Annotated in this window: 3 protein-coding genes; 1 reads left to right on the top strand and 2 read right to left on the bottom strand. The window is 50.7% G+C overall.

The window, feature by feature from the left end; all coding sequences use genetic code 11:
- Positions 1-223: 223 nt before the first annotated feature.
- Positions 224-1537, bottom strand: coding sequence for a cytochrome P450 (locus J8I34_RS33375; RefSeq protein ID WP_209778299.1), 1314 nt, complete (start codon positions 1535-1537; stop codon positions 224-226).
- Positions 1538-2118: 581 nt separating this feature from the next.
- Positions 2119-3747, bottom strand: a complete 1629-nt coding sequence (locus J8I34_RS33370) for a M30 family zinc metallopeptidase (protein WP_209778301.1) — start codon at positions 3745-3747, stop codon at positions 2119-2121.
- 507 nt (positions 3748-4254) lie between these two features.
- Between J8I34_RS33370 and J8I34_RS33365 the strand changes: the two genes are divergently transcribed.
- Positions 4255-4350, top strand: a 96-nt coding sequence (locus J8I34_RS33365) for a helix-turn-helix domain-containing protein (protein ID WP_209808463.1), incomplete at its 3' end; no start/stop codon positions are given.

Here is a 4350-nt window from a genome sequence, read left to right as displayed (position 1 = left end):
CACCAGGAAAGGCGTGAAATGCGAGAAAAACCGGCTTGAATCGGCCTATCTCTCTCGCATTGCGAAAACCGCGGTCACTGGCCCGTGCGACATCAAGCGCAAACCTCATTGATCAGCATGTCCCTTGGTGACAAGTTATGTCCTAAACATAAAATGCCCCCCAAATAAGTCCCCTCTCACGCTGTCTGTGACTAATCTTAGTTATGTACCAGGAAAAATTACTCTATCGCATGAAGCAGCGCAAAGGAAGATGCTTAGGCCCACCGACGAAGCTGGATGCGACCATCTCGAGCTCCCCAGCTGACTCCACGCGTTCAAGGCGCGGTATCATTTCCTCAAACAGGATGCGCATTTCCATCTTGGCCAAGTGCTGGCCCAGACAAATATGAGGCCCTGCTCCAAATGCCAGATGGTGGACTTCCTTTCGATCAATGCTGAACTCGAATGGTTTATCAAAGACATCTTCATCTCGATTCGCCGAGCCGTAGCACAGCATTATCCAATCGCCTTTGCGAACAGTGCGTCCTCGGATCTCCGTATCCGCAGCCGCGGTACGCATGAAGTGACTCACCGGTGACGCAAAGCGCACCGCCTCGTCGACAAATTGCGGAATCAGCGCCGCATCGGCTTGAAGTCGAGGCAGCAAATCAGGGAACTGGCTAAGTGCCCACATTGCGATCGCGGAGGACGATGACGTGGTATCGTGTCCCGCCGTGGCAATAATAATGTAGTAGCCCAAGCGGTTGGCATCGCCAATCGGTTCGCCATTTACGACCGCGTTGGAAAGCAATGTTGCCATATCGTTACGTGGACTCGTCCTTTTGTCAGATGTCAGCTTATTGAAATAATGCCGAAAGTCTTCTACTACTGCTAGTAGATTCTTTGCCAAAACATCTTTACCGGAAGCGACCTCCGCCTTCCCTCGATTGAGTTCCGGATCTTCCCCACCAAACAACTCTTGCGTCAGGACCAACATTTTGGCCTCATCTTCAGAGGGAATTCCTAGAATATCCATTATTACATGCAAAGGATAATATAGCGCAATATTTCTAGAAAAATCTATGACCTCCCCTTCGTAATGCGCAAGTTTGTCAACACAGCAACGGGCCAGTCGTCGGATACGCTCGTCCAGGCTGAGCAGGCTGTCAGGCATGAACCATGACTGCGCCAGCGCGCGCATTTTCTTGTGCTCATCACCATCGAACTGAACTAGCGCCTTGACAATATGCGGAGACCCAGTGACCGAAATTATATAGTCGATTGCGGCCTTTGATCGGCAAACAACAGAATAGTCACCGTTGCGAAATAGGCTACTGTCACGTGAAATGGCGCTGACATCGGCATACTTCGTTGCAACCCAGAATGGGTCGAAGCCATCAATAACGGCACGACCGAACGGGTTGTTGGCACGCGCCCACGTATAGGCGGAGTCCAATAGCTCACGGTTTGAATACGTCTTTGGATCAACCAAAAGCTTCGCGATGTCATCGGGGAGATCGAAATTCGAGGCGGTGGTAATTGGGACCAAGATAAACATACTCCAAAGATAGGTTTAAGATCTCGCCAAGCCATTCCAATACTGTCGATAATGAAGGAGCCAATATTTTTATATTGAATCAGTCATAAACATCATCAAACAAGTAGAGCGGCATCAAGTAATGGCGCCAATGGGCTGTAATTTGACGGTGGAAACTGATGCCAGGCCCCTACTAACCGGCATCGGATATCCTTTTAGTGCATTCCCTTCAGTGATCTGTCACGGTAAGCAACAACATTATGGCCCAGCCACTTGTGGAGGGCTCTCTACTCGTAACGAAGGTAACCACACACCCCGGGACGGCGATCTTCTTACGACGCCACGTACCGTTACGTGGCGACGGCTTACCAATCGCGCATCAGTCAGTGGCACACCTTCCAGTTCCCAGCTTTCATGGGTCGCTGTCTCAAGTATGACCTTTGGGAAGGGCTCATTGCCCTTGATGTAGATCTCACCGACCAACGTCAGATGCTGTCCCTCGGTTGGTCCCACAGCGCATGCAGCAACGCTAAGGGCAACTAGCAAAGCAATCATGGAGTCATAGGTCCACAGAATATGTGGTTGACGGCACTCTCTTCGCATCATTGAATCACGACGGACAGTGAGGAGTGGGGCGGAATCTTCACCGTTTCGCTATACATACCTTTCACATGCTCCCGGACTACTGGCACGTTGGCATAGGGGTGGAGCTTAGCGGGCACCATTGATAACTGACTACGATCATTTAGAAAGCCGCCCGCGTTAATTTCAGGCAACACGAATCCACCTTCCTCTCGCAAAGGAAAGCCAAAGCCGACTGGGGCGGGTTCCTTCATTAGTGCACCTGATGTCGCGGCAAAGTGGCGCAATTCCTGTTGGAAGCTGGAGGTTGCTGCCGTGTCCCGAACTGAAGATTCGAGAACCGCCATCGAATCAGTGCTGCTAACGTTGGTAAGAAGATGCTTGTAAAAGCTCAGTCCGAGCTGACGGTTGAGAAATCCACCGAGCGATCCCCAGATTGAATATCCGTTGCATGTACTGGCTTTGTCCCAAACAAACAGACTGCAATTGTGAATTCGATCACCAAATCTTACGTAGTTGGTGAAGCGGACGTCCCTAATCGTATTGAAGTTCTTCTCGATGGTCTGGCTCACAAAGTCCTCAAACATCATAGCTGTGGCTTCTTCCAGCCATATTTCGAACTGGTAGTCCGGGCCCTTGGAAACGCCTCGGCGGTAGAAGTTCTGCATGTGCATGGCTTCATGCGCCATTGCAGATCGCATGTAATTCAAGCCGTAGGTACCACTTTGGTACATTTCTTCAGAGTTCAGGTAGAGCGACACCGATTCATTTGAGTATGGCTCGCTCTCACGCTTGATTGCATTGCGCGCGTAGAAGTATCCGGCCATCTCGGAACCCCTAGTGAACTTGGCGATTACGATGTCAATTGGCTGATCATGGCCACTAATCAGATCGCTATAGCTGTGGGGCCCCCAGAGGGGTCCCCCAATTGAATTCAGAATATCGTAGATCTTGCCAGGAGAGACGAAATCGCCTGCTAGCGTGTCGAGAACCGCTTGACTCACCTTTGTTGGATCGAGTTCAGTTGTCTCTACCCAGAAATTGACAATGGTGCCGTCAGCTGTCATGAGTTTACGAACCAAGGTTGTGGAGCGAGTCGTATCGTCCGCTAGATACCAGATTTTCACACTACCGTTATCCAGTCTACTAGGCGACAAATAATAGCGTGGAGCATAATTTTGCTCTTTGGCGTGCACTCTCCATCCATCTCGATTAAAACTCGATATTCGGCGTTTAAGCGCTTCCGTGCTGTCATCCAATCGTAGTTGCTCGGCCACGAAGGAATAGTTCCGCGCTGCCACTGCAATTGTCGGCATAACTTGTGGAGTTCCGGTTTGATTAGTGAAAACGAGCGTGATATCCTGCCCGTTCAGCCCTGAGATGCTGATGGGAGCCTCCACAGCCGAGGATGTGCTATTAACGCTTTCCCAAACACCTATGCCGCTACCAGCATAGGTGTGTGCGTCCAGCGCCCCGCAGTTCGAGCAACTCTTCTCGACGGGAACCGAGGCGGTGGTGGCCATCGTCTGCGGGTCGGGCGAGGCCGGGGGGTCGTCCCCGTCACCACCGCAAGAGGCCAGCACGATAGATATCAGCGCTGCCTGTGCCAAGCTCCAAAAAAAATGCAACACGCGCTGCTTGTACTTCATATATATATCTTCGCTCCTTTTCGCGATACGTTTTTTGTAGCATTCGCCGGTAATTCCTAACGCAATAACGCCGCCTGTCATTCTATATCTGCCTGAATTTAGTATGAGATGTCATCCGACCGTGGTTAGACACGTCATGAAATTATGCATGTAGCATGCATATAGCGAAATCTATGCCACTTACGGTAAATGGGCAAAATGTGATTGCCACTCTGCAAGTGGCGTATGATATTTTTCGCAATGCGGTGAAATTGGAATTCAAGCCGACAATCGCGCCATTACTTTGTTCATTTCGTGACGCGCAATTGCCGGGGGTCTCGCAGGCATCGATTTGGCCCGTTTCGCACGAGGAGACTCGATAAAAAAGGCGCGCATTGACGTTTGTCAAACTATACCGCTGCTGTCGGTGCCAGCATATTCGTTGTACCAGGTAAGCCGGGGTTTGAGTCATACCTGGCGTCCTCAAATCTGAAGTGCAACACCTTGCCATTTGGTAAGGTGTAGTGGATGACGAAGAAGAAGTACTGGCAACTGCAACCCGAAGAGCGCATGCGCATCGAGATTTGGAAGGCGGAGCAAATCGGCGTGAGGGACATGGCCTTC

This window comes from Cupriavidus phytohabitans, assembly GCF_017815025.1.
Taxonomy (GTDB): domain Bacteria; phylum Pseudomonadota; class Gammaproteobacteria; order Burkholderiales; family Burkholderiaceae; genus Cupriavidus.
Note: the sequence above shows the minus strand (reverse complement) of the source record. Positions and strands in the feature narration are given on the sequence as shown.

Excerpts from the sequence above, each read along its gene's own strand:
- J8I34_RS33370 (WP_209778301.1), bottom strand. The coding sequence starts at position 3,747 with ATGAAGTACAAGCAGCGCGTGTTGCATTTTTTTTGGAGCTTGGCACAG.
- J8I34_RS33375 (WP_209778299.1), bottom strand. The coding sequence starts at position 1,537 with ATGTTTATCTTGGTCCCAATTACCACCGCCTCGAATTTCGATCTCCCC.